The sequence below is a fragment of the Streptomyces sp. NPDC029151 genome, assembly GCF_055564315.1.
Map to the genome: position 1 here is coordinate 523,848 of NZ_JBVHWQ010000002.1, position 24,907 is coordinate 548,754.

A 24,907-nucleotide genomic window follows, 5' to 3' on the forward strand; every position below is an offset into this window, starting at 1 on the left:
CGGGCACGATCCGGGCATGAGACTTCTCGTGCTGGGCGGAACGGAGTTCGTGGGGCGGGCCGTGGTGGAGGCCGCGCTCGGGCGCGGCTGGGAGGTGACCGTCTTCCACCGGGGACGGCACCGAGCCCCGGCAGGGGTGCGGTCGCTGCACGGTGACCGCACCGCGCCGGACGGTCTCGCCGCCCTCGCCGCGGACCGCGGTGACGGCTGGGACGCCGTGGTCGACACCTGGTCCTCCGCCCCGCGCGCGGTGCACGAGGCGGCCCGGCTGCTGCGCGGCCGGGCCGGGCGGTACGCGTACGTCTCCAGCCGGTCGGTGTACGCCTGGCCCTGGCCGCGCGGGAGCGCCGAGGACGCCCCGCTGGTCGAGGGCGCCGCGGACGCCGGTTCGACGGACTACGCGGCGGACAAGCGCGGCGGTGAACTGGCCGTCGTCGGCGCGTTCGGCGCGGCGGACTCGCTGCTGGTGCGGGCCGGGCTGATCCTCGGCCCGTACGAGAACGTGGGCCGGCTGCCCTGGTGGCTGACCCGGATCGCCCGCGGCGGCCCGGTCCTCGCCCCCGGCCCGCGCGGACTGCCGCTGCAGTACGTCGACGCCCGGGACCTCGCCGGCTGGCTGCTCGGCGCGCTGGAGCGGGGGCTGTCCGGGCCGTACGACCTGGTCGGGCCGTCCGGTCACGCCACCATGGGCGAGCTGCTCCAGGCCTGCCTGCGGGTCACCGGCGCGGACGCGGAGCTGTGCTGGACGGACCCGGAGAAGATCCTGGAGGCCGGGATCGAACCGTGGACCGAGCTGCCGGTGTGGGTGCCGCCGGGCGGCGAGATGTACGACGCCGTGCACGGCGCGGACGTGTCCCGGGCGGTGGCGACGGGGCTGGTGTGCCGGCCGGTGGACGAGACCGTCGCGGACACCTGGCGGTGGCTGGCACAGCTCGGGGGCACGGCACCCCGGCGACCGGACCGCACCCGCCCGGGCCTGGACCCGGAGGTGGAGGCGAAGGTGCTGGCGGGGGCCGGGGGTGTACCTGGCACCACCCTCCGGGAGGGGTCCTCGGACGACTGACCCGGCCGCGGCCGTGGGCAAGACTGGCGGCATGCACACCGACAAAGACACAGCCGCCTTCCCGGCCCGGGCCAGGGAGGCGGTGCTGGCCGCCGTGCAGGGGCTCGTACTGGCCCTCGTGGTGCTGCCGTGCGGCATGGCGTTCCTCGTCCTCACCCTCCTCTCCGTGGCGCTGATACCGCTCGGCGTCGGCCTCTTCACCACCCCGGCGATCCTCACCGGCGTCCGGGCGCTGGCGGACACCCGCAGGAGGCTCGCGGCCGAGTGGTGCGGGATCCGGATCCCGGCGGTGTACCGGCCGCTCCCGGAGAGCGCCAACCCGTGGACGCGGACGATGACGCTGCTCGGGGACGCGCAGGTGCGGCGGGACGTGCTGTGGCTGCCGGTGGACATGACCGCGGGCTTCGTCACCGCGCTGACGCCGGCCGTGCTGGTGCTGTACCCCTTCGAGGGCTTCGCTCTGGCGGCCGGGCTGTGGCGGGCGTACGTCCACGACACGGGCGAGCCCTACTGGTACGGCTTCGTGCCGGTCACCGGCCAGGTCACGGCCCTCGCGGCGGCCGCGCTCGGCGCGCTCGTCCTCGCCGCCACCTGGCGCTTCGTCCCACGCCTGCTCGCCGTGCACTTCCGGCTCACCCGGGCGGTGATCGGCGCCTCCCACGCGGCGCTCGCCGAGCGGGTGCAGGTGCTGACCGAGACCCGGCGGGACGCGGTCGACACCTCGGCCGCCGAGCTGCGCCGCATCGAACGGGACCTGCACGACGGGGCGCAGGCCCGGCTGGTCGCCATGGGCATGGACCTCGGCACCATCGAGATGCTGGTGGAACGGGACCCGGCGCAGGCGAAGAAGCTGCTCGCGCAGGCCCGCCGGAACTCCGCCGAGGCCCTGGAGGAGCTGCGCGACCTGGTGCGCGGCATCCATCCGCCGGTCCTCGCCGAACGCGGACTCGGCGATGCCGTACGGGCACTGGCGCTCCGGCTGCCGCTCGCCACGGAGGTCACGGTGGAGCTGCCCGGCCGTGCGGAGGCGCCGGTGGAGTCGGCGGCCTACTTCGCGGTCAACGAGGTGCTCACCAACGCGGTCAAGCACTCCGGCGCCGACCGGATCTGGGTCGACGTGCACCACACCGACGGCCGGCTGCGGGTCACCGTCACCGACAACGGCCGGGGCGGTGCGGTGGTCGGGGCGGGCTCGGGGCTCGCCGGGGTCGAGCGCCGGCTCGGTACATTCGACGGCGTCCTGGCCGTCAGCAGCCCCGCCGGCGGTCCCACCATGGTGACCCTGGAGATCCCGTGCGTGTTGTCCTAGCCGAAGACCTCTTCCTGCTGCGCGACGGGCTGGTGCGGATGCTGGAGGCGTACGGCTTCGAGATCGCGGCGGCCGTCGAGTCCGGCCCGGAACTCGCCCGGGCGCTGGAGGAGTTGCGGCCCGACGTCGCGGTGGTCGACGTACGCCTGCCGCCGACGCACACCGACGAGGGCCTGCAGTGCGCGCTCGCGGCCCGGCGGGCGCGGCCGGGGCTGCCGGTGCTGGTGCTCTCCCAGCACGTGGAGCAGCTGTACGCGCGCGAGCTGCTCGCGGACGGCACCGGCGGGGTGGGCTACCTGCTGAAGGACCGGGTCTTCGACGCGGAGCAGTTCGTCGACGCCGTACGGCGGGTGGCGGCGGGCGGTACGGCGATGGACCCGCAGGTGATCCAGCAGCTGCTGTCCAGGCGGTCGGCCGGCGGGTCCCCGCTCGACCGTCTCACCCCGCGGGAGCGGGAGGTGCTGGAGCTGATGGCGCAGGGCCGCTCCAACGCGGGTATCGCGGCGCAGCTCGTGGTGACGGAACGGGCGATCGCCAAACACACCTCCAACATCTTCGCCAAGCTCGGACTGGAGGTGTCGGACGACGACAACCGGCGCGTGCTCGCGGTCCTCGCCCATCTGGACCGGGACCGCTGACACGCCAACTCCCTGTTGCCGTGAGGAATTTGTGTGACCGGTGAACACCTCCGGGACGGCGTCCGTATGTAGGGGCGCCGCTTCACTCCTGTCGGGCGCCTCGATGCTGCCCCGCAAGGAAGTCAGAGGAGTTCCATGGGACGCAACACACGAAAACGCCGTACGCCGCTGGCCACCAAGGCCATAGCCGCATCGGCGGCCCTAGCGCTCGGTGGGGGCGGGCTGATCTGGGCGAACTTCTACGCCTCGGCTCACGAGTCGAACAACCAGTCGTGGGGGGGCAACTCGACCAAGGCCGCGACGGCACAGGTCGCGACCATCTCCTGCCCGGACGTCGGCCAGAAGCTGACGAACGTGCCGGAACGGGCACGCCAGGGCGTGGCGACGGAGCTGGCGAACCTCGACAAGCAGATCACCGAGGCCTACAACCGGCTCGCCTCCACCCGGGACGCCCAGACGAGGGACGCGAGCTTCGTGCAGAACGCGATCGTCGGCCCCCTCAAGGAGAAGCGGTCGGCGACGATCGACCGGATCCGGATCGACATCCAGCGGGTCGGCGGTTCCTTCGACAACGCGCTCAAGCAGCTCGCCTCCTGCACGACGCAGACCGCCAACCAGACGAACGCCGGCGGCCAGCAGCAGAACGGCGGTCAACAGCAGGGCGGCCAGCAGCAGGGCGGTCAGCAGCAGAACGGCGGCCAGCAGCAGGGCGGCCAGCAGAACGGCGGCCAGCAGCAGGGCCAGAACGGGCAGCAGGGGAACATCGGCGGGCAGGCCGGCAACGGCCCGGTCGCGGCCGACTTCGTCGACATCACCAAGGTGGCCCCGAACGTCCAGGGCAAGCCGCGCAGGACCGGCAACGCCTCGACGGGCACGTTCTCCACGCGCTGCGGTGTGAACGCCAACAAGAACTTCAACACCGACAACGTGATCGTGGCGCCCGGCGTGACCAACGGCGCGCACCACCTGCACGACTACGTCGGCAACCAGAAGATCAACGCCTTCTCCAGCAACAACACGTTCCTCCAGGGCGGCACCAGCTGCCAGAACAGCAGCGACCTGTCGTCGTACTACTGGCCGGTGGTCCGCGTCCAGGACGGCACGCAGGACTTCGACCAGAACAAGGACGGCGGCGGCAAGGAAGGCAACGTCGGCCGCATCCTGACCCCGGCCCAGGCCCAGATCAAGTACGTGGGCAGCCCGGCGAGCAAGGTCGTCCCGATGCCGCAGTTCCTGCGCATCATCACCGGTGACGCCAAGACCACGACCAACGGTCTGGCGAACGCCAACGCGCACTGGAGCTGCACCGGCTTCGAGAACAAGGTGCAGCTGACGCAGCAGTACCCGATCTGCCCGCAGGGCAGCAAGGTGGTGCGGACGTTCGCCTTCCAGAGCTGCTGGGACGGACAGAACATCGACAGCGCCAACCACCGCACCCACGTCGCCTTCGCCGACCCGGCGAGCGGTGTCTGCCCGAACGGGTTCAAGGCGATCCCGCAGCTGACCATGCGGCTCGTCTACAACATCAACCCGCCGACCGTCCAGAACGGCCAGGTGAAGAACGCCTACGCGGTGGACGGCTTCCCGGAGCAGCTGCACAAGGCGGCCACGGACCACGACGACTTCATCAGCGTCACGAAGAACGGTCTGGCCAACAAGATCGCCAACTGCATCAACCGCGGTCAGAACTGCGCGTGAGCCCCGCCCCGCGCCCCTGACAGAAGGCCGGTGACGAGACCCCCCTCCCGTCACCGGCCTTCGCCGTGCCCCGGGTCGTCAGCCGCTGTGCTCGGCGCCGTGCGCGTGGTGGTCGACGCCCTCCTCCAGGTCGCCGCCGAGCGTGCCGCGCAGCGCCTTGACCACCCCGTCGTCGCCCACGGCGACCCATTTGCGGCCGACCAGGTAGTGACCGCCGTAGTCCTTGGCGTCGTTGATCCACTCGCGCTGGCCGCGGTCGGTGGCGAAGGTGGCGAGGATGAAGCGGCCGTCGGGGTTGCGGCAGATGGCCTGGCGGATCTCGTCGGCGTCGGTCTGCATGTTCGGCCGGCACTTCACCTCGGCGGCCAGACGCTCCAGGCTGCCGGTCGCGGTGGGCGGCACCGCGTCGGCGTGCCCCCCGCCCGAACCGCACCCCGCCAGCGCGAGCAGGGCCACTGCGCCGAGCGTCAGTCGCGTCAACCTCATCTGTTCCTCCGGTCCCTGGTGTGCCGAGCATGCCCCAGCCCCTTCGGATACGGCTCCCGCGCGCGGTGCGCTCAAACCGGTGCCCGGGCACTCGACGGTCACCGGGGCCGCCGGGTGCGCACCACTCGTCCGGCGGTGACCAACCACCGGCTCGCTCGTTCTCCCGGACGTGCAGTCACAGGATGTATCCCAGCGCCACACACCCCACTCCGCCCGCGGCACCGGCACGGTGGACGTCGAGCAGGCCGAGGCCGCGCTCGTGGAGCACTACCCGCGGCTGGTCCGGCTCGCCTACCTGGTGCTGCCGCCGGGCCTCGGCCGCGGCCGCCGGGTGCTGACCGCACACGCCCTCGCCCAGCGCGCCCTGCCCCGCGGCCGCAAGCAGCCGGCCGTGCTCCCGGCACAGGCCTCCGGCCGGGAGGACGACCCGGGGTACGCCTGCCTGCGCGAGCGAGTGCTGCGGGCGGCCCTGGAGGCGGCCCGCCCCCGCAAGGGCCTGGCCCGGCTCGCCCAGCTGCCGCCCTCGCTCCCCCAGGTGTGGGGGCTGAGGCTGTTCCCGCGCTCGGGCGGCGCCGACGAACTCGCCCTGGAACAGCGGCTGTCCACCCTGTCCGCCCCGGCCCGCGCCGCCTACGTCCTGCGCGGCCTGGAGCAGCTGGCCGACCCGGACGTCCGCGACATCCTCGCGGCCGCCGGGGTGACCGACCCGGGCGGCGCGCTGGCCTCGGCGAACAGTGTGCCCGCCCAGCCCGGGCTGCTCTCCTCACCCGAGTTCGACCCGTGCTCGCTCCAGGCCCGGCCCACCGACCTGATGCGCCGCCGCCAGCACACCAAGGCCGCCCTCGCCGCCGCCGCGGCGCTCGCGGTGTGCGGCGCGCTGGTCGCCCTGCCGGGCGACGGCTGGGGCCCCGACGGCGCCGCCGCGCCCTCCTACGCCGAGAACCCGGCCGCCGAGGCCGCCCTCGACCCCGGCAGGCTGACCCGCGTCTCCCCCACCGCCTGGCGCACCTCGGCCCGCACCGACTTCTCCGTGTGGCCCGCGCGCGGCCCGCTCACCGGCGACCGGGCCCTGCTGCGCCGCGCCCTCGCGGTGTGGGCCCGCCCCGGGGCGACGGTCCGCGTCTCGGCGACCCCCGGCACCCAGACCGGCGGCCCGGCCGGCCCGCCGCAGCTGCTGTACGCGGGCGAGGTCGACGCCGCCCGCGTGGTGGTCCTCTACGACGGCCTGCGCGTCACCCGCTACGCCGAGCCGAAGAGCGGCACGCAGGGCGCGGCCCTGGACTTCGCCCGGGTCGACGGCGCGACGGGCGCCGGGGCGAGCGCGCTGGTGCTGGGCCGCTCCGACGGCAACGTCCGCTATCTGACGGCTCCCTGGGTGACGGGGGCGGCCCGGCGGGACCTGACGAAGCCGGACGCGGCCGCGACACCGCTCACCCTCTCCGACGGGGTCACCGCACCGCTGGCCGGCTCCGCCCTGCAGCAGCCCGGCGGCTGCACCTCCTGGACGGTGCTCCAGCTGACCGACGCCTCCGGTACGCGGCTCACGACCGACCTCGGCGAGCTGGTTCCGGCCCACCTCACGGCCGGCCGGCCCGGCTCGGCCGGGGAGGCGTCCGGCGCGGAGGGGCTGCGCACGTGGGCGCCGTTCGCCTGTTCCCTGTCGGCGGAGCGCTCGGCGGGCGTCCGGAGCGTGAACGCGTGGGCGTTCGCCGAGCAGCCGCTGCCCGAGGGCGGCGGGTCCGCCGCGTGGGTGTGCACCCGGGCGGAGACCTGGCGCGGTGACGGCACGGCCGCGCTGGCGCAGTTCCGCACGCCGGGCGGGGCCACCGGGGCGGTCGTGGCCAAGGGCACGGACGTGCCGGCCTGCGGGCCGCGCGACCCGCACGTGCTGGCCGGGGTGCTGTGGAAGTCGGCGGCGGGGAGCTGGTACCTGCTGGCGGCGGGGAGCAGGGACACGGTGTCGATCCGGGCCACGGGCGGGGTCACCGCGTCGGGGCCGGGGCAGCTGCTGGCGGCGAAGGCGCAGCAGGGTGCGCGGGCCGACCTGAAGGGCACCCTGGCGGGCGGCCGGGAGATCAGCGGGCTGCACTAGCTGACATTGGTGTCAACAAGGTGGCGCACGGGGCTTCTCAGCGTCCTTACCCGCCAGTACATTGACGCCATGTCTCATACGCACGCCCGGGTGCCGCTCACGGCACGCAAGGTGTCCTTCTCCTGGGACGGCACGCCGCTGCACTGGGTGCCGGGGGATCCGTTCACCACGCACACCATCAACGTGCTGCACCTGCTGCTGCCCGCCGGTGAGCGCTGGTTCGTGCACGTGTACAAGCAGGTACTGCCGTACATCCGCGACGAACGGCTCCGCGAGGACGTCATCGGGTTCATCGGCCAGGAGGCGATGCACTCGCAGGCCCACGACGAGGTGCTGCCCCACCTCCGGGAGCAGGGGCTCGACCCGACGCCGTACACCGCGCAGGTCGACTGGTTCTTCGAGAAGCTGCTCGGCGACCGGACCCTGCCGCCGGGCCGGACGCGCAGGTGGTGGCTGCTGGAACGGGTCGCGCTCATCGCGGCCATCGAGCACTACACGGCGTTCCTCGGCAACTGGGTGCTCAACGCCGACGAGCTGGACCGGCGCGGCGCCGACCCCACCATGCTGGACCTGCTGCGCTGGCACGGCGCGGAGGAGGTCGAGCACCGCTCGGTCGCCTTCGAGCTGTTCCTGCACGTCGACGGCAGCTACCGCCGGCGCGTGCGGACCTGGGCCACCGCCTTCACGGCACTGGTGTTCCTGTGGCAGCGCGGCACGCGGTTCTTCATGGAGAACGACCCCACCCTGGTCGACGGCAGGGCCTCGCTGAAGGACTTCCACGTCCGCGGCCGGCAGGGTCTGCTGCCCTCGACCGGTGACATCATCCGGTCCGTCCCCCGCTACCTGAGCCGCGGATACCACCCCTCCCAGGAGGGCGACACCGAACAGGCCGTCGCCTACCTGGCCGCCTCCCCCGCGGCCACGGCGGCGGAGCGGAGGGCCGCGTGATGCCGAAGCCGCGTACCCTCGCGCTCGTCGCGGGCGCCGTGCTGCTGACCCGGAGCGCACTGCGCCGCCGTGTCCGCCTGTCGCCGCTGTGGCCGCTGCCCGCGCTGGAGGAGCCCACGTCGGGCCGGCCGCGCTCACGGGCCCTGCGGTTGCTGGTCACCTCGCACGAGACGGTGGCCGACGGGGTCGTACGGCTCCGGCTGGAAGGCCGGGACCTGCCGCGCTGGGAACCCGGCGCCCATCTCGACCTGGTGCTGCCGTCGGGGCTCGTCCGGCAGTACTCGCTGTGCGGCGACCCCCGGGACACCTCCTCGTACACCGTCGCGGCCCGGCTGGTCGAGGACGGGCGGGGCGGCTCGCGCGAGGTGCACGAGCAGGTGACGGAGGGCATGGAGCTGGAGGTGCGGGGACCGCGGAACCGCTTCCCGCTGGTCGGGGCGGAGTCCTACGTCTTCGTCGCCGGCGGGATCGGGATCACCCCGCTGCTGCCGATGCTGCGGGCGCTCCCGGACGGTGCCGACTGGCGGCTGCTGTACGCGGGGCGCGAGCGGGCCTCGATGCCGTTCCTGGAGGAGGTCGGGAAGCTGGGCGGCGACCGGGTGACCGTGGTCGAGGGGCGGCCCGACCTCGACGCGCTGGAGGTGCCCGAAGGGGCCGCCGTCTACTGCTGCGGCCCGGAGGGGCTGATGGCGGCCGTCGCGGAACGCTTCCCGGACGTCCGTCTCGAACGGTTCTCGCCCGGTGCGCCGGCCGGCGGCGACAGCGCGTTCGAGCTGGAACTCCGGCGCAGCGGGCGGACGGTGACGGTGCCCGCCGGCTCCACCGTGCTGGACGCCGTACGCGCGGAGCTGCCGGACACCGCCTACTCCTGCGCGCAGGGGTTCTGCGGGACCTGCCAACAGCGGGTGCTGGAGGGGGAGGTCGACCACCGGGACGAGCTGCTGACGGACGCCGAGCGCGGCGACTCGATGCTGATCTGCGTGTCCCGGTCCCGGGGCGACCGCCTGGTCCTGGACATGTGATCACCGTCGACGGGTGAGCAGCGGTCACATGTGATCACGGGCGGCCGGATTCGATCGGTAAAGTGTTCGCATGAGTTCCGGGGTTCGCCGCAGGATGGGCGTCGAGGAGCGTCGGCAGCAGCTGATCGGTGTCGCTCTCGACCTGTTCAGCCGACGCTCGCCCGACGAGGTCTCCATCGACGAGATAGCCACGGCGGCGGGCATCTCACGCCCGCTCGTCTACCACTACTTCCCCGGCAAACTCAGCCTGTACGAGGCCGCGTTGCAGCGTGCCTCGGAGGATCTCGCCAGCCGGTTCACCGAGCCCCACGAGGGTCCGCTCGGCGCCCGGCTGCTGCGGGTGATGGGCCGCTTCTTCGACTTCGTGGACGAGCACGGCCCCGGTTTCTCGGCGCTGATGCGCGGCGGCCCCGCCGTGGGCTCGTCCGCGACGAACGCGCTCATCGACTCCGTACGGCAGGCCGCCTATGACCAGATCCTTTCGCACCTGGGCGTGACCGAGGCGTCCCCGCGCCTGGAGCTGGTGGTGCGCTCCTGGATCTCGCTCGCCGAGTCCACCGCGCTGATCTGGCTGGACGGCCGGCGCATCCCGCGCGCCGAGCTGGAGAAGCAGCTGGTGCACGACTTCGCCGCGCTGGCCGCCGTCAGCGCCGCCTACGACGAGGACATGGCCGTCCTGCTCCGCACGATGGTGAAGGAAGAGCCGGCCGACGGCCCCTTCGCGGAGCTGGTCGGCCGGCTCGTGGCGCTCGGTTCCTGAGCGGTCGCTAGCGGTCGGACTTCCGGTACGACGGATCGAGGTCCTGGACCTCGGCGGAGGCGTGCAGGGCGAACGCCCCGTCCGCCACGTGCCTGCCGAGCAGTTCCAGGGCCGTCTCCGTCAGCTTCGCCTTGGTCTCCTCGCTGCGGCCGGCGAGGAGCCCGATCGTCACGTGCACGACGGCGTGCCCGCGCGCCCCGGGATCCTCGTACCCGAACACGGTGTACGCGCTCGGCCGGAACTGCGTCTTGCAGGCCTCCGGCGTCGCCGCCGCGATCTCCACGGTCGCCTCGTGCAGCGCCCGGGCGAACCCCTCGCGGTCGAAGGCGTCCTCCATGAGGTCGGAGTAGTCGATGGTGATCTGCGGCATGCGCACTCCCGTTCTACGGCAACGGCCTCACCCTAGTTCCCCGCCCGGGTGAACACCGCCACGGTCCGCGCCGGCACGGTGAACGTGCCCGAACCGGCCGCGTAGGCGGAGGCCTTCACCGTCTCGTCGGCACCGGCCGCCTGCACCGGGTGCAGCCGGTAGTGCTTCCCGGCGAGCGCCGGGATCCGCTGCTCCTGCCGGTCGGGGGTGGCGTTGAGGACGACGACCAGGTCACCCAGGGTCATGGTGATCACCCCGGGCGTCTCGTCCGGGCCGGACAGCGGGAAGGAGAGCCGCTCCTGCACCCGCGCGGCCGTGCCCAGCGAGAACGCCTTCTCGGTGGTGCGGATCCTCAGCAGGTCCCGGTAGGCGGCCGAGGCGCCGGTGATCTGCGGGCAGCCGACCTTCACCGTGCTCAGCAGCGGCCGGGCGTAGTCCCACTTGGACCGGTTGCCGGCCGCCGGGGGCAGCCCGCGCCCGAAGCCGTTGCCGTCGGCGCAGTCCCAGTGGATGGCGTTGAACCAGTCGCCGCTGTCGAAGGAGTCGCGGTCCAGGGACTTGGAGCGCAGCAGGTCGGTGCCGGCCTGGGAGAGCGCCGGGCCCTGGGAGAGGGCCGCGGTGGCCATGGCGAGGACCTGCATCCGGGCCCGGTCGGCGGCGGAGGTGTCCTTGGGCAGCTTGTAGGCCAGCGCGTCGAACAGCGATTCGTTGTCGTGCGCGTCGACGTAGGCGAGGGCGTCGCCGGGTGCCCGGGCGTAGCCGGCGGGCGCGCCGTTGTAGTCGACCTGGGCGCCGGTGACCTCCTTGCCGCCGCTGTCGGTGAACCGGTACCCGGCCAGGTTGCCGGTGAGACCGACCTTGATCAGGTCCTGGTAGTGCAGCAGGCGCGCCTTCTGCTCCTCCTTCGTGCCGTTGGCCGTGGACGCGTTGGGGTCGGTGTAGAGCCCGGAGGCGAAGCCCTGGACACCGGGGTCGGCGTCGAAGGGGCCGCCGCCGCGCACCGCGTCCCGGGCGCGGTCGGAGAAGGTGGCGATGCCGGTGCCGGCCATGTTCTTCTGCGTGGCCTGCACGAACCGGGCGTCGTCGGCGACCTCGCCGAAGTTCCAGCCCTCCCCGTACAGGATGATCTTCTTGCCGTCGACGCCGTCCTTCTTCGGGGTCAGCGCGTCCAGGGCCTTGCGCACGGCCAGGATGTTGGCCTTGGGGTGGTGGCCCATGAGGTCGAAGCGGAACCCGTCGACCTTGTACTCCTTGGCCCAGGTGACGATCGAGTCCACGACCAGCTTGCCCATCATCGCGTTCTCGGGCGCGGTGTTGGCACAGCAGGTGCTGTTCGCCACCGAGCCGTCGGCCAGGAGCCGCTGGTAGTAGCCGGGCACGATCCGGTCCAGCACGGAGGTGTCCGCCTGGCCGCTGGCCGCCGTGTGGTTGTAGACGACGTCCATGACGACCCGCAGACCGTCCTGGTTGAGCGCCCGCACCATCTCGCGGAACTGGACGGTACGGGCGGTGCCGTCCGGGTCGGTGGCGTAGGAGCCCTCCGGGACCGTGTAGTGGTACGGGTCGTAGCCCCAGTTGTAGGCGTCCTTCGCGGCGGTCTTCGCCACGCACTCCTGCTGCTTGTCGGAGTCGGCCGGGTAGGAGGCCAGGTCGCAGTCCGGGGTCGCCTGGTCGGCCTTCTTCTCGGGGATGGTGGCGATGTCGAAGGCGGGCAGCAGGTGCACGTACGACGTCCCGGCCTTCGCCAGCGCCCGCAGGTGCTTCGAGCCGTCGCTGTCCTTGTCGGTGAAGGCCAGGTAGGTGCCCGGGTGCCGGGCGGTGCGGTCCCCGACGGAGAAGTCCCGGATGTGCAGTTCCTGGATCTGCGCGTCCTTCAGCGGCACGGCCCTGGGCTTGCGCAGGGACGTCCAGCCCTTCGGGGAGAGCGACCTGTCGTCCAGGTCCACGACCAGGCTGCGCTCGGAGTCCGCGGTGAGCGCGACCGAGTAGGGGTCGGTGACCTTGTTGGTGACCAGCTTGCGGACGCTGGGCGCCCACACCTTCACCACGTACCGGTAGGGCTTGCCCTTCCAGGACGCGGGACCGGTGACGGACCAGACGCCGGTGCCGGCGTCCCGGTGCATCCGCACGGCCTTGCCGTCGAGGTCGAGGTGGACGGACTGGGCCGTCGGCGCCCAGACGGAGAGGGTGGGCCTGCCGTCGTGGAAGACCGGGCCGAGCTTCGCCTCGGTGGCGCCGGGGTAGAGGTCGTCCAGCACGCCGGCGGTCTGCACGCCGGTCGCGGCCAGCACGGCGCCGTTGGCCGCCCGCTGCGAGGCCACGAGCTGGCCCTGGAGGGCCTCGCGCACCCGGTCCCGGTCGCGCGGGTCCACGGACCAGGCGGTGTAGTCCCTCAGGTGCGGGAACCTCGCCTTCTGCGCGTCGGTCAGCGTGGTCTTGGCCAGCCGGAGCCAGCGCTCGTCGTCGCTGGTCAGCGTCCCGTCCTTGACGGTGATCGAGCCGTCACGGGAGTACAGCAGCTGGGTGGAGGCGGCGCCGTCGGCGCCGTTCCAGGCGAGGGTGTCCCGGTCGATCCAGACCGCCTTGGAGGTGGTCGGGTCCAGCGCGGCGGCGCTGCCGGCCGGCTGGGGCAGCAGGTACTGCTCCTGGCCGTTCAACAGCCAGACCTCGTTGCCGGCGGCCTTGAGGTCCAGGGACCGGTCGGCCGGGATGTCCTTCTCGTCGCCCTTGTGGACGATGTAGCTGAGACTGGTGGCACCCTCGGTGAGCGGCACCTCGAAGACCGCGCCATAGGCGTCAGTCTTCACCGGCTCCAGCGGCTTCGACCAGTCGGTGGGGTGCGCGGCTCCCGTCCAGACGTGCAGGCCCCAGCCGTCGTAGTCGCCGTCGGCCCGGTGGTAGTGCAGGACGGCCTTGGTCCTGTCCTGGGCGGGGTGATCGGGCCTCTGGGTGAGGACGTCCGCCTTGCCCTGCTCGATCCACACCTCGCCCGTCCTGGTGACGTCGATGCTCCGGTCGGCGGAGACGTCCTTGGTGCCGTCCTTGTCGATGACCAGGAATCCGACGTTCGAGGCGCCGGGCCTGAGCTTGACGTAGGCGAAGGCGCCGTAGGCGTCCCGGCCGGTGAAGGGGTGGCTGGCCGGCCAGTTCGTGGCCTCTCCGTCGGCGAGGTCGCCCCAGGCGTACAGGCCCCAGTCGGCGTAGTCGCCGTCGGTGCGCTTGTAGTGGACGATCGCGTAGTCCCGGGAGGAGGCCGTGGGGACCTCGGGGGCGGGAGGGGTGCCGGTGGTGCTGCCCGCCAGGGCGCTCGCGGTGTGCCCGGCGGTGTCGACGACGACGGCCTTGTAGCGCAGGGCGGTACCGGCGGGGACGTCCCTGCCGAGGGTCTGGGTGACCTGGTAGGGGGCGTGGTCGGCGGAGCCGAGCGTCTTCCACGTCCCGTCCCCGACCTGGGCGGCGAAGACGACCCGGTTGAGCTGTCCGCCGTCGACGTCGGCCTTGAGGACGACCGTGCCGGTGGCGCCGGCCGCCGGTGCGGTGAGGGTGATCGTCGGCTTGGTGACCGGTTCGGCGAGGCGGCCGGCGGCCTTGTAGACGACGGCGGAGCCGGCCGGGACGGTGACGGTGAGCTTCCGGTCGCCGTCGGACCTCACCTTGCCGGTGGCGCCGTAGACGCCCTTGTACGACCTGTCCGCGGATCCGGTCGCGAACGTCGCCGTCTCCTCGGAGCCGGCATTGTTGAAGGCGACGACGTACTCCTGGCCCGTCCGGGCGTCCGTGCGCGTGAAGGCGTAGACGCCGGGCCCGTCGGCCGCGTACCGCTCGGTCTGCACGCCGTCGGTCAGGGCCGGCTCGGCCCTGCGGAGCTTCGCCAGCGCGGCGATCTGCCGGTACAGCGGGGCACGGGTGTCGAAGGCGGCACTGGCGTGGGTGCGGTCGGTGCCGATCTCGTCGTCGTCCAGGTAGTCGGCGACCTTGGAGGCGAACATGGTCTGGCGGGCGTCCTTGTCGCCGCCGGAACCGGTGAAGCCCTGCTCGTCGCCGTAGTAGACGACCGGGTTGCCCCGGCTGAGGAACATCAGCTCGTTGGCGAGCCGGTCCTTCCTCAGGATCTCGGCGTCGGTCGCCTTCGGGTTGTCCTGCTTCAGGAAGTACCCGATGCGGCCCATGTCGTGGTTGCCGAGGAAGGTGACCTGCTCGTAGGCGTTGGCCTTGTCGGTGGTGTACCGGTAGTCGTCACCGAAGACGCTCGCCAGCCTGTGCGCGCTGCCGCCCTGGGAGGCGTAGGCGCGGGCCGCGTCCTGGAAGGGGAAGTCGAGGGTGGCGTCGAGGCGGCCCCGGGTGACGTACGGGGAGGTGACGGCGGTGTCGGCGGAGTAGACCTCGCCGAACATGAAGAAGTTCTTCCGCCCGTGCCGGGCCGCGTACCGGTCCAGTGCGGTCGCCCACTGGGTCCAGAACTCCATGTTCACGTGCTTGACGGTGTCGATGCGGAAGCCGTCGACGGCGAAGTCCCTGACCCACCGCTCGTAGATCTTCTCCATCCCGTGGACGACCTCGGGACGCTCGGTCCACAGGTCGTCCAGGCCGGAGAAGTCGCCGTAGGTGGCGGACTCGCCGGCGTAGGTGGAGTCGCCCCGGTTGTGGTACATCGTCGGGTCGTTGAGCCAGGCCGGGACCTTGCTCCTGTTCGCGGCCTTCGGGGTGTAGGGGAAGGAGGCGCCGGAGACGGCCGGGAAGGTGCGGCCGCCCTCCGCGTAGTCGGCGTCGTCGAAGGGCCTGCCGTCCTCGGTGAGGTAGGGGAAGGCGCCCTTGGACAGGTAGTCGTACGACTTCTGCTCGTAGTCGACGACGTCGGCGGTGTGGTTGGTGATGACGTCGAAGAAGACCTTCATGCCCTTGGCGTGGGCCTTGGAGATGAGGTTCTTGAGGTCGCCGTTGGTGCCGAAGTGCGGGTCGACCTGCGTGAAGTCGGTGATCCAGTAACCGTGGTAGCCGGCCGAGGCGTTGCTGCCGGTGCCCTGCACCGGGCGGTTCTTGAAGATCGGCGCCAGCCAGATGGCGGTGGTGCCGAGCCCCTTGATGTAGTCCAGCTTCCCCGTCAGGCCCTTGAGGTCGCCGCCCTGGTAGAAGCCCTTGTCGGTGGGGTCGTAACCGGTGGCGAGGCGGGAGCCGGTGAGGCCGCCCCGGTCGTTGGAGGTGTCGCCGTTGGCGAACCGGTCCGGCATGACGAAGTAGAACTGCTCGCGGGTGTCGTCGTGCCGGGCGGGCGCGGCGGCGAGCCGCGCGTCCGAGGGGGGCGCGGGCGGGGTGGCGGCACGGGCGGCCGGCACCTGGACCAGGGCTGCGGCGAGGGCCATGCCGGTGACGGCGGCGGCCCTTGTGCGATACGGCGTACGGCGCGTGCGCGGCGCCGGCCATCTCGGTATCACGGGTCGTGACTCCTAGGATTGCGGCTGACAGTTGCAGCAAGATGCGTGAAACCTCCGGCAAGAGGTTCCACGCACCGTCAGGCGGAGGGTCAGCAGCTCGACTTGCCGGCGTAGATCGCGAGTGCCGTGTTCGAGCCGAGGGTCGCGGTGAACTGTCCGCTGGAGTTCACGCTGACCGTGGTGTTGTTCTGGACGTTGCAGTACGTCCCGGCGGGCAGGGACGTCTGGTAGGTGCGGGTGAGCGACGAGGACTCGTGGTTGATGGCCACGTAGCCCTTGCCGCCCCGGCCGAACGCGATCGCGTTGTTGCCGTTGTCCCACCAGTTGCCGACCGCCTGGCCGCGGGTCGCGTTGCGGAAGGCGACCATGGACTTGATCTCGGGCCAGGCATGCTGGCACTTCCAGCCGTCCTGCCAGCAGGCGTTCACCTGACCGCCGTTCGGCGGGCCGGCGTCGGCGTCCGACCACTCGTAGCCGGAGTTGACGTCGGGGGCGCCGTAGGGCCAGGCCAGCATGAAGACGTTGGCCAGGGTGTAGGGGGCGCCGCTCTTGTAGTTCAGGGTGCTGCCGTTGCGCTCGGTGTCGTGGTTGTCCACGAAGACGCCGGCGGACGAGCTGCCCAGGTAGCCCCAGCCCTCGCCGTAGTTGGTGAGGTAGGCGAGCTTCTCGCTGGTGAAGACGCGCTTGAGGTCGTAGGCGTAGCGGAACTCCTGGACGTCTCCGTTGCCGGTGTACTCGGTGGGCTGGACGGCCTCGCCCGCCCCGTAGATGACCTCCTGCTTCCAGTAGACGGACGGGTTGGTCAGGCGGCTCTTGATGTCGGCGAGGTCGGCGGCGGGTATGTGCTTGGCCGCGTCGATGCGGAAGCCGTCGACACCGAGGCCGAGCAGGTCGTTCATGTAGCCGGCGATCGTCTTGCGGACGTACTCCTCGCCGGTGTCCAGGTCGGCCAGGCCGACGAGTTCGCAGTGCTGCACGTTCCAGCGGTCGGAGTAGTTCGACACCGGGGAGGTGCAGTCGTCGAAGTCGCCGGCGGAGTACAGGCCCGGGTAGTCGTACTTCGTGTACGACGAGCCGCCGGTGCCGGTGCCGGAGCCCGCCGACATGTGGTTGACGACGGTGTCGACCACGACCTTCACCCCCGCCGCGTGGCAGGTGTTCACCATGTTCCGGAACGCCGTGCGGTCGCCGAGGCGGCCCGCGATCTTGTAGGACACGGGCTGGTACGACGTCCACCACTGCGAGCCCTGGACGTGCTCGGCGGGCGGGGAGACCTGGACGTAGCCGTAGCCGGCGGGGCCGAGGGTGCCGGTGCACTCCTTGGCCACCGAGGCGTAGTTCCACTCGAAGAGGACGGCGGTGACGTCCTTGGTGCCGGGCGGGGCGGCCTCGGCGGTAGTCGGGGTCATGCCAATCAGAACGGCGGCCGTGAGGGCTGCCGCCGTGGGGAGGGCGCTGCGTGCCATGTGTGGGGCCCTTCGACGTTGAAGGTGGCAGGGACCGCTGAAGGCGCTTGCTGAAATATTTCAGCAAACTTGCGGTGACGCAGATGTTAAAGGCCCGCTGGCCGAAAGGCAGCGGGCCGTTGTGAACTTGATGCAAGAACTTTCAGACGCGGCGTCAGCCGGCCGTGGTCCACCACACGGTGGTGTCGCCGGGCACCTTGGTCTCGCCGTCCGCCTCGGTCACCTCGCCGCTGGTCAGCAGGACGCGGCCGTAGGCCGGGGTCGTCACGGACTCGCCGGTCGTGTTCGCCACGCACACGAACTCGCCCCGGCGGAAGGCCAGAACGCCCTCCGGCGCCCGCAGCCACTCCACCGCGTCACCGGCGCCCAGGTCGGGCCGGGCACGGCGCAGGCGCAGCGCGGACCGGTACAGCTCCAGCGTCGAGCCGGGCACCGCGGTCTGCGCCTCCACGCTCAGCTCGCCCCAGGCCGGCGGCTGGGGCAGCCAGCTGCCGCCGCTGCCGAAGCCGTACGAGGAGCCCTCCCGGGTCCACGGGATCGGCACCCGGCACCCGTCGCGGAAGCCGTCCTGGCCGGCGCCCCGGAAGTACGCCGGGTCCTGGCGCACCTCGTCGGGCAGGTCCACGACGTCGGGCAGGCCGAGCTCCTCGCCCTGGTAGATGTAGGCCGAACCGGGCAGGGCCAGCATGAGGAGGGTGGCGGCGCGGGCCCGGCGCAGGCCCAGCGCGCCGTCGCCCGCCGTGCGGATCTGGGTGCCGAGGCCGGGCGGGTTGGCGAAGCGGGTGGCGTGCCGGGTGACGTCGTGGTTGGACAGCACCCAGGTGGCGGGGGCGCCGACCGGGCGCATGGCCTCCAGGGTGCGGTCGATGACCGTACGGAGTTCCTTCGCGTCCCACTCCGTGCCCAGGTACTGGAAGTTGAAGGCCTGGTGGAGTTCGTCGGGGCGGACGTAGTTCGCGGTGCGCTCGACCGTCGGCGTCCAGGCCTCGGCGACGAAGATGCGCTCCCCCGCGTACTCGTCGAGGATGGTCCGCCACTGCCGGTAGATCGCGTGCACGCCGTCCTGGTCGAAGAACGGCATGACATCGTTGCCCAGCAGCTTGAGCTGGTCGTGGGAGCCGAGGTCCGGCAGGCCCTCCGCCTTGACCAGGCCGTGGGCGACGTCGATGCGGAAGCCGTCCACGCCCATGTCCAGCCAGAAGCGCAGGATGGAGCGGAACTCGTCGCCGACGGCCGGGTGCTCCCAGTTGAAGTCGGGCTGCTCGGGGGCGAAGAGGTGCAGGTACCACTCCCCGTCCGGTACGCGCGTCCAGGCCGGGCCGCCGAAGATGGACTCCCAGTCGTTGGGCGGCAGTTCGCCGTTCTCCCCCTTGCCGCGGCGGAAGTGGTAGCGCTCGCGCAGCGGGGAGCCGGGGCCCTCGGCGAGGGCGCGCTTGAACCACTCGTGCTGGTCGGAGGAGTGGTTGGGGACGAGGTCCACGATGATGCGCAGGCCGTGCGCGTGGGCGTCGCGGATCAGCGCGTCGGCGTCCAGCAGGGAGCCGAACATCGGGTCGACGGCACGGTAGTCGGCGACGTCATAGCCGGCGTCGGCCTGCGGGGAGGCGTAGAAGGGGCTCAGCCACACGGCGTCGACGCCGAGGTCACGCAGATAGGGCAGACGGGAGCGTACGCCCTCCAGGTCGCCCATGCCGTCGCCGTTGCTGTCGGCGAAGCTGCGCGGGTAGACCTGGTAGATGACCGCGTCCCGCCACCAGTCGCGGCGGTCGGCGACGGTGACGGCGGCGGAGTGGCGGGCCGGTGCGGCGGAGTGCTGCTGGCTCATGGCGTCCTTGATACGTAACTGGGGCATGGTGGGCGGTCGGTGGGTGCGGCGGCGTACGGCCGGGCGGGACTGCGAGGCGGGCCGCGGTGACAGCGGGGTCGGAGGACACGGCGGCCCGCCCGGTCGGGTGGCGGGCGTCAGCCCTTGGTGCCGCCGGCGGTGAGGCCGGTGACGAGGTTCTTCTGCACGAGGTAGAAGAACACGGTCACGGGTATCGCGATCAGCACCGCGGTGGCGGCCATGTAGTTCCACTGGGCGTCGTGCTCGCTGACGAAGGTCTGCAGGCCGACGGCGAAGGTGTACTTGGAGTCGTCCAGCAGGAAGGTCGTCGCGAAGGCGACCTCGCCGACGGCGGTGATGAAGTTGTAGAACGCGGCCACGGCCAGGCCCGGGCGGGCCAGCGGCAGGATCAGCCGGAAGAAGGTGCCGAAGGGGCTGAGCCCGTCCACGCGTCCGGCCTCGTCGATCTCGAAGGGGATGGTGTCGAAGTACCCCTTGAGCAGCCAGGCGCTGTACGGCACGGCGGTGGTGCAGTTGACGAGGATCAGCGCCCAGTAGGTGTCGATGAGGCCGAGTTCGCTGAAGATCTCGTACATCGGCACGATCAGGATGGCGATCGGGAAGGCCTGGGTGAGCAGCAGGACCCACATCAGCTGCTTGTAGCCGGGGAAGCGCATCCGGGAGACCGCGTAGCCGGTGGTGGCGGCGACCAGGACACCGATCAGCGTGGTGCCGAGGGCCACGATCATGGTCGACTTGAACCAGTCGAGGAACGCGGTGTTCTCCAGCACGAAGCTGAAGTTGGAGAAGGTCGCCTTGCCCGCGATGCCGCCCGGGTGCAGGTAGTCCTCCTTGTCCGGGCCGAGCGAGAGGTAGCACAGCCAGGCCACCGGGGCCAGGGCGATCAGGCTCGCCACGACGAGGCCGCCGTGCAGCAGGGCGGCGCCGAGCGGGCCGCGCTCGCCGCGCCGGCGGGCGGGGCGCCGGGGCGCGGGTGCGGGAGCCGGGGCGGTCTCGGTCTTGTCCAGGGTGGTGGTGCTCATGGCGGCGGCTCCTGCGGCGTCAGACGGCGAGCTGGTCATTGCGCTTCAGCCAGCGGAAGTAGAAGGAGGTGAAGACGGTGAGGATCGACAGCAGCAGCACGCCGTACGCGGCGGACTGGGCGAAGTCGCGCGGCTGCTGGCCGAAGCCCAGTGTGTAGGCCCAGGTGACGAGGATCTGGGCGTCCGGCGCGGAGTTCTTGCCGAACAGCAGGAAGATGATGACGAACTGGTTGAAGGTCCAGATGATGCCGAGCAGCACGACGGTGGAGCTGACCGAGCGCAGCCCGGGCAGGGTGACGTGCCGGAACCGCTGCCAGGCGCTCGCGCCGTCCATCTCCGCGGCCTCGTAGAGCGTGGAGTCGATGGACTGCAGGCCGCCGAGCAGGGACAGCATCATGAACGGGACACCGCACCAGGTGTTGACCATGATCGCGGAGAAGCGCTGCCAGAAGGTGTCCTCCAGCCACTCCGGCTGGGGCAGGTGCAGGGCGCCGAGGATCTGGTTGAGCACGCCGGAGTCGGCGAGCATGATCCGCCAGGAGAAGACGGTGACGAAGGTCGGCACGGCCCAGGGCAGGACGAGCAGCAGCCGGTAGGCGGTACGGCCGCGCAGCTTCTGGTTGAGCATGAGCGCGAGGCCGAGACCGATGGTGTAGTGCAGGGCCACGCAGGCGACCGTCCAGAAGACGGTCCACAGGAAGTGCGACCAGAACCGGTCGTAGGCCGTCGGGCCGAACAGGATGTCCTGGTAGTTGTCGAGGCCGATGAACTTGTAGGTGGCGTCGATGTGGTTGACGCCGATCGTGCGCGCGGAGTTGAGGCTGTTGGCGTCGGTGAGGGTGAGGTAGACGCCCCGCGCCAGCGGGTAGCCCACGAGGACGCCGAGCACGACGACCACCGGGGCGATCATCGCGTAGGCGTACCAGTACTTCTGCAAGCCGTTCCGCACGCGCTGCCCCAGCCCGGGACGAGGCGCGCGGTCACCGCGGCGCTTGCCGGTCGCGCGGTCGATGGCGACTGTCATGGTTCGACACCTTCAAACGTTCAAGGGGTTGGGCCGGGCACAGGGCGGTGGCCGCCGGATCCCTCACCCTCCTCGCGGCGGGAGGGTCCGGCGGCCACGCGGACTCACTTGCTGAAGCCGTCGACCAGCTTGGAGATGGCCAGCTCGGCGTTGCCCAGGCCCTTGTCCAGCGACTCCTTGCCGCTGGCGACCTTGGGCAGCTCGGTGTCGAGCGGACCCCACAGGGAGCTGTACTCGGGCAGCGCCGGGCGGGGCTGCGCGGCGGCCAGGACGCCCTGGTAGCCGGCGATGCCCGGGTCGGCCTTGACCTTGGCGGTGTAGGCGTCGGAGCGGGTGGGCAGCGTGGAGTTCTTCAGCGCGATGGTCTCCTGGGCCTGCGCCGAGGTCATGAACTTCACGAACTTCAGGGCCGCCTGCTGGTGGGCCTTGTCGGAGCCGGCGTAGACCGAGAGGTTGTGGCCGCCGGTCGGGGCGCCCGCCTTGCCGGCGGAGCCGGCCGGCACGGTGGCGATGCCGAGGTTCGACTTGTCCTTGAAGGCGCTGCCCTTGTAGAAGTTCGTGATCTCCCAGGGACCCTGGATGATCGCGGCGACCTTGCCGTTGACGAACGCGTCCTGGATGTGGGCGTAGGCGTCGGCGGTGGCGTCGGCCTTGTGCAGGCCCTTGCCGTCGAACAGGCTCAGCCAGGTGCCGTAGGCCTTCTTCGCGGCGGGCGAGTCCACCGTGATCTTCTTGGCGGCGACGTCGACGGTGTCGGTGCCCTCGCCGTAGAGGAAGGTCTGGGCGTAGTAGGCCTGGGTGGAGCCCCAGTAGCCGTCGACCTTGGCCTTGTCCTTGATCTTGGCGGCGTCGGCCCTCAGCTCGTCCCAGGTCTTGGGGGCCTCGGTGATGCCGGCCTTCTTGAACAGGGCCTTGTTGTAGACCAGCGCGAGGGTGTCGGTGACGAACGGCACGCCGTAGGTCTTGCCCTCGTACTGGGCCTGCTTGATCAGGTTCGGCTCGAACTTGCCCTGGTCGGCGAGGGCCTCCGTGCCGTCCAGGGGCAGGAAGTAGCTCTTCTTGGCGAAGGCGGGGGTCCAGCCGACCTCGGAGCGCAGGATGTCCGGGGCGCCCGTGGCGCCGGCCGCGGTGTCGAACTTGTTCTGCGCCTGGTCGAAGGGGACGTTGACGTACTTGACCTTGATGTCCTTGTTCGCGGCTTCGAACTGCTGGACCAGGGCCTTGTACGTCGGCGCCTCGTTCGTGGCGTTGGAGGTGTCCCACCAGGTGATGGTGACCGGGCCGTCCGACTTCCCGCTGTCGCTGTCGCTCCCGCCGCACGCCGTCGCCGTGAGGGCGAGGGACGCCACCAGCGCGGAGGCCGCTATGCCACGCCGCATGAGTTCTCCTTGAGGGTTTAGCCCGAGTGGTACAGAGGGCGGTCCCGTCCGCCTCTGCGACTTGCCGACTGCGCCGTTGCCGCGGCCGGGCGACTGGGAACGTAACAGCGATGTAAGCGCTGCGAAAGACCTTGCAGAAAAAAAGTGCAAGAGGACACGATGGTTACCGGCCCGTGACCGGCCGTCGACCGCGCCGCAACCCGATCGTGGCAGCGCTGAGCGGCGATGACGACACTTGTGCAAGACTTGCAAGCTCTTGCCACCATGATTCCCGAGGGAGCGCGATGACGCAGCAACCCACGGCAGGCCGCACGCCCGCCCGCGCCCGGCGTCCGGCCGGTGTGCAAGGGCAGAGACGACCGGTACAGTCCAGTCCCGTGACCACACGGCTTGCCGACATCGCTGCGCAGGCGGGGGTGAGCGAAGCGACCGTCAGCCGGGTCCTCAACGGGAAGCCGGGCGTCGCCGCCACCACCCGCCAGTCCGTGCTCGCCGCGCTGGACGTGCTGGGCTACGAACGCCCGGTACGGCTGCGGCAGCGCAGCGAGGGCCTGGTGGGCCTGATCACGCCGGAGCTGGAGAACCCGATATTCCCGGCCCTGGCCCAGGTCATCGGACAGGCGCTGACCCGCCAGGGCTACACGCCGGTGCTCGCCACCCAGACCCCGGGCGGGTCGACGGAGGACGAGCTGACCGAGATGCTGGTGGACCGCGGGGTCGCCGGGATCATCTACGTCTCCGGGCTGCACGCGGACACCACCGCCGACATGCAGCGCTACGAGCGGCTGCGCGCACAGGGCGTGCCGTTCGTGCTGGTGGACGGGTTCTCGCCGAAGGTGCAGGCGCCGTTCATCTCCCCCGACGACCGGGCGGCCATGGCGCTCGCCGTGACGCACCTGGTGTCGCTGGGGCACACCCGGATCGGGCTCGCGCTCGGGCCGAAGCGGTTCGTGCCGGTGCAGCGCAAGATCGAGGGATTCGTCCGGGCGATGCAGGACCAGCTCGGGCTCGGCGCGGACACCGTCGAGACGGAGCTCGTGCAGCACTCGCTGTACACGCTGGAGGGCGGTCAGGCGGCCGCGACGGCGCTGATCGAGCGGGACTGCACGGCGGTGGTCTGCGCCAGCGACATGATGGCGCTCGGCGCGATACGGGCGGCGCGGCAGCGCGGCCTGGAGGTCCCCCGGGACGTGTCCGTGGTCGGCTTCGACGACTCCCCGCTGATCGCCTTCACCGACCCGCCGCTGACCACGGTCCGCAAGCCGGTCCCGGCCATGGGGCAGGCGGCCGTGCGCACCCTGCTGGAGGAGATAGGCGGGACACCGGCACCGCACAGCGAGTTCGTGTTCATGCCGGAGCTGGTGGTGCGCGGTTCGACCGCCTCCGCCCCGCATGTCCTCCGTGCGTCGTAGAAGGTGCGCCGCGGACCCTTCCTTGGGATGATCGGCCGAGGAGGCGTCGTCTGGCAGACTCTGTGCCTATGACTGACTCGACCGTGACACAGCCGGAAGGGCGCGGGGAGGTGACCGTTCCGCGCACCGTCACGGGTGAGGACCCACGGGGCCCGCTGGGCCGGCTGCGCCGGCCGCGCCGGCCCCGCCTGTGGTTCGAGATCCTTCTGATCGCGGTGAGTTACTGGACGTACTCACTGATCCGCAACGCCGTGCCCGAGCAGCGGCACGAGGCGCTGCGCAACGCGGACTGGATCTGGCGTGCGGAGCACCGGCTCGGCATCGCCGTCGAGCAGTCGGTCAACCACGCCGTGAACTCGGTGTCCTGGCTCATCGTCGGGATGAACTACTACTACGCCACCCTGCACTTCGTGGTCACGCTCGGGGTGCTGGTGTGGCTGTACCGGTGGCATCCCGGCCGGTACGCGGCGACCCGCCTGGTGCTGTTCGCGACGACGGGCGTGGCCCTCGTCGGCTACTACCTGTTCCCGCTCGCGCCGCCCCGGCTGATGCGCGGCGGGCACTTCGTGGACACCGTGATGGTGCACCACACCTGGGGGTCGATGGCCTCCGGCGACCTCAAGCACATGTCCAACCAGTACGCGGCGATGCCGTCGATGCACATCGGCTGGTCGCTGTGGTGCGGGGTGACGATCTTCGCGCTGGCGTCGGTGCCGTGGGTGCGGGTGCTGGGGCTGCTGTACCCGGCGGCCACCCTGCTGGTGATCGTCGCCACCGCCAACCACTTCTGGCTGGACGCGGTCGGCGGGCTGCTCTGCCTGGGCTTCGGGTTCACGGTGGCCCGGACGTGGTACGGCAGCCTGCCGTACGCCCTGCCACGCCTGGCGCCGGGATCCCGGCGGGAGCCGGCCGGGGCCGTGCAGTCGGCGTAGCTCCGGGG

At 71.5% G+C, this 24,907-nt stretch carries 18 protein-coding genes; 10 read left to right on the forward strand and 8 right to left on the reverse strand.

Annotated elements, in window-relative coordinates:
- Positions 1–16 precede the first annotated feature (16 nt).
- The 4 genes from ACZ4VF_RS10135 to ACZ4VF_RS10150 all read left to right on the forward strand — a co-directional run bounded on the left by ACZ4VF_RS10135 (position 17) and on the right by ACZ4VF_RS10150 (position 4,708).
- Entirely contained in the window at positions 17–1,063 is a 1,047-nt protein-coding gene (locus ACZ4VF_RS10135) for an NAD-dependent epimerase/dehydratase family protein (protein WP_467924593.1), read from the forward strand.
- A gap of 31 nt (positions 1,064–1,094) precedes the next feature.
- Positions 1,095–2,372, forward strand: a complete 1,278-nt coding sequence (locus ACZ4VF_RS10140) for a sensor histidine kinase (RefSeq protein ID WP_467924595.1) — start codon at positions 1,095–1,097, stop codon at positions 2,370–2,372.
- Positions 2,357–3,010 carry a LuxR C-terminal-related transcriptional regulator gene (locus ACZ4VF_RS10145; protein ID WP_467924597.1) on the forward strand — a complete coding sequence of 218 codons (654 nt, stop codon included), beginning with the start codon at positions 2,357–2,359 and terminating at the stop codon, positions 3,008–3,010. The genes ACZ4VF_RS10140 and ACZ4VF_RS10145 overlap by 16 nt, the downstream gene beginning before the upstream one ends.
- 135 nt (positions 3,011–3,145) lie before the next feature.
- The gene (locus tag ACZ4VF_RS10150; protein WP_467924599.1) at positions 3,146–4,708 is read left to right on the forward strand and encodes a DUF1996 domain-containing protein; all 1,563 of its coding nucleotides are present in this window, start codon (positions 3,146–3,148) and stop codon (positions 4,706–4,708) included.
- Between the two features lie 78 nt (positions 4,709–4,786).
- Here the strand turns inward: ACZ4VF_RS10150 and ACZ4VF_RS10155 are convergent, their stop codons facing one another.
- The gene (locus tag ACZ4VF_RS10155; RefSeq protein WP_467924601.1) at positions 4,787–5,194 is read right to left on the reverse strand and encodes a hypothetical protein; all 408 of its coding nucleotides are present in this window, start codon (positions 5,192–5,194) and stop codon (positions 4,787–4,789) included.
- A gap of 169 nt (positions 5,195–5,363) precedes the next feature.
- Between ACZ4VF_RS10155 and ACZ4VF_RS10160 the strand changes: the two genes are divergently transcribed.
- The 4 genes from ACZ4VF_RS10160 (at position 5,364) to ACZ4VF_RS10175 (ending at position 10,016) form a co-directional block, all read left to right on the forward strand.
- Positions 5,364–7,286: a hypothetical protein gene (locus tag ACZ4VF_RS10160; RefSeq protein WP_467924603.1), complete on the forward strand. Its 1,923-nt coding sequence runs from the start codon at positions 5,364–5,366 to the stop codon at positions 7,284–7,286.
- A gap of 69 nt (positions 7,287–7,355) precedes the next feature.
- A complete protein-coding gene (locus ACZ4VF_RS10165) occupies positions 7,356–8,234 on the forward strand; it encodes a metal-dependent hydrolase (RefSeq protein ID WP_467924605.1) in 879 nt (292 codons plus the stop codon).
- The gene (locus ACZ4VF_RS10170) at positions 8,234–9,256 is read left to right on the forward strand and encodes a PDR/VanB family oxidoreductase (RefSeq protein ID WP_467924607.1); all 1,023 of its coding nucleotides are present in this window, start codon (positions 8,234–8,236) and stop codon (positions 9,254–9,256) included. The genes ACZ4VF_RS10165 and ACZ4VF_RS10170 overlap by 1 nt, the downstream gene beginning before the upstream one ends.
- Positions 9,257–9,350: 94 nt before the next feature.
- Positions 9,351–10,016, forward strand: a complete 666-nt coding sequence (locus ACZ4VF_RS10175; protein ID WP_467925600.1) for a TetR/AcrR family transcriptional regulator — start codon at positions 9,351–9,353, stop codon at positions 10,014–10,016.
- Between the two features lie 7 nt (positions 10,017–10,023).
- Here ACZ4VF_RS10175 and ACZ4VF_RS10180 read toward each other — a convergent pair whose 3' ends face one another.
- From ACZ4VF_RS10180 to ACZ4VF_RS10210, 7 genes are all read right to left on the reverse strand, one after another.
- Positions 10,024–10,386, reverse strand: a complete 363-nt coding sequence (locus tag ACZ4VF_RS10180) for a 5-carboxymethyl-2-hydroxymuconate Delta-isomerase (protein WP_467924609.1) — start codon at positions 10,384–10,386, stop codon at positions 10,024–10,026.
- Between the two features lie 32 nt (positions 10,387–10,418).
- Complete coding sequence (gene pulA / locus ACZ4VF_RS10185) at positions 10,419–15,818, reverse strand: pullulanase-type alpha-1,6-glucosidase (protein WP_467924611.1); 5,400 nt, start codon at positions 15,816–15,818, stop codon at positions 10,419–10,421.
- 89 nt (positions 15,819–15,907) lie between these two features.
- Positions 15,908–17,284, reverse strand: a complete 1,377-nt coding sequence (locus ACZ4VF_RS10190; protein ID WP_467924613.1) for an alpha-amylase — start codon at positions 17,282–17,284, stop codon at positions 15,908–15,910.
- 154 nt (positions 17,285–17,438) lie between these two features.
- Positions 17,439–19,109 (reverse strand): glycoside hydrolase family 13 protein, encoded by a 1,671-nt coding sequence (locus ACZ4VF_RS10195; RefSeq protein WP_467924615.1) that lies wholly within the window; start codon positions 19,107–19,109, stop codon positions 17,439–17,441.
- A gap of 137 nt (positions 19,110–19,246) precedes the next feature.
- A complete protein-coding gene (locus ACZ4VF_RS10200) occupies positions 19,247–20,152 on the reverse strand; it encodes a sugar ABC transporter permease (protein WP_467924617.1) in 906 nt (301 codons plus the stop codon).
- A 19-nt stretch (positions 20,153–20,171) separates the two neighbouring features.
- Positions 20,172–21,176: a carbohydrate ABC transporter permease gene (locus ACZ4VF_RS10205; RefSeq protein ID WP_467924619.1), complete on the reverse strand. Its 1,005-nt coding sequence runs from the start codon at positions 21,174–21,176 to the stop codon at positions 20,172–20,174.
- 104 nt (positions 21,177–21,280) lie between these two features.
- Positions 21,281–22,555, reverse strand: a complete 1,275-nt coding sequence (locus tag ACZ4VF_RS10210; protein WP_467924621.1) for an extracellular solute-binding protein — start codon at positions 22,553–22,555, stop codon at positions 21,281–21,283.
- Positions 22,556–22,932: 377 nt separating this feature from the next.
- Here ACZ4VF_RS10210 and ACZ4VF_RS10215 point away from each other — a divergent pair, with 377 nt between their 5' ends.
- Entirely contained in the window at positions 22,933–23,967 is a 1,035-nt protein-coding gene (locus ACZ4VF_RS10215) for a LacI family DNA-binding transcriptional regulator (protein ID WP_467924623.1), read from the forward strand.
- 68 nt (positions 23,968–24,035) lie between these two features.
- Positions 24,036–24,899: a phosphatase PAP2 family protein gene (locus ACZ4VF_RS10220; RefSeq protein WP_467924625.1), complete on the forward strand. Its 864-nt coding sequence runs from the start codon at positions 24,036–24,038 to the stop codon at positions 24,897–24,899.
- Positions 24,900–24,907: the final 8 nt, after the last annotated feature.